Source organism: Nocardia sp. NPDC004718 (genome assembly GCF_053601535.1).
Genome location: NZ_JBSGCA010000167.1, coordinates 1 through 1,252 on the forward strand (window position 1 = coordinate 1; position 1,252 = coordinate 1,252).

Here is a 1,252-nt window from a genome sequence, read left to right on the forward strand (position 1 = left end):
ACTGCGCACCAGCCAAATACAACTCACCCGACACACCCACCGGCACCGGACGCAAACGCCCATCCAGCACAAACACCCGGCTGTTCCACACCGGCGCACCGATGGGAACCGAAACCCGGTCGGCATCACCGACCCGGTGGCTGGTGATGGACACCGCCGCCTCGGTCGGCCCGTACAGATTGAACAACTCGGTACGCGAATACTCACGCAGGAACCGCTGCGCCAACGCACCCGGAAGGGCTTCACCGATCGCCAGCACCCGCCACAGCGAATCCGGCATACCGGCGGTCAACAGCGCGTCCAGCATCGACGGGACGACGTGCAGCGTGGTAACCCATTCCTGGGCCATGAGTTCGTTGAGGTACGCCGGATCACGGTGACCGTCGGGTGAGGCGATGACCAGGCGACCGCCACAGACAGCGGCCGACCAGAACTCCCACACCGACAAGTCGAACGTCGCCGCCGTCTTCAGCAGAATCGCATCCGCCGCGTCGAGCCCGAACTCGATGTTCTTCCACTGCAACTGGTTCGCGATAGCGCCATGCGAAACAGCCACACCCTTCGGGCGACCCGTCGAACCAGACGTGAAGATCACATACGCCGTGTTCTCCGGACGCAACGGCGCGACCCGATCAGCATCAGCGACCGGCGCGGCATCCAGGTCCGACAGATCCAGTTCATCGATCCGCACCACCGGCGCGACATCGGTCTCGAACTCGGCGTCGGCATTCGTCAGCACACAAACCGGTGCCGCCGTCTCCAAGATGTAGCTCGTCCGCTCGGCAGCCTGATCCGGATCCACCGGCACATACGCACCACCGGACTTCGCCACCGCATACATCGCCACGACCAAATCCACCGAGCGACGCAACGCCAGCGCCACCCGCGACTCCGGACCGACACCCAGCAAAATCAAATGCCGCGCAAGACGATTCACCCGAACATCGAGTTCGGCGTAGGTCAGCTCGACCCGCTCGCCATCGACCGCGTCCGCGACCAGCGCCGTTGAGCGCGGGTCCGCCGCGACACTGGCGTCGAGCAGCGAGGCCAGCGTCGCATCCGCGTCGACCGCTTGGTCGGTGGCGTTCCAGCGTGCCAGCACGTCGTTCCGTTCGGCGGCGTCGAGCAGTTCGAGATCGCCGACCGGCGCGTTGGCGTCGGCGACCACGGCGGCGAGGATGCGCGACAACCGCGCCGCGAACCCTTCGACCGTCGCCCGGTCGAAAAGATCGGTCGCATACGTCAAGAACCC

General features: G+C 65.5%; 1 protein-coding gene. It reads right to left on the minus strand.

What is annotated here, in order from left to right:
* Window positions 1-1,252 (minus strand): AMP-binding protein (locus ACWEH3_RS36155; RefSeq protein ID WP_450026986.1); only part of this gene is annotated, 1,252 nt, incomplete at both ends.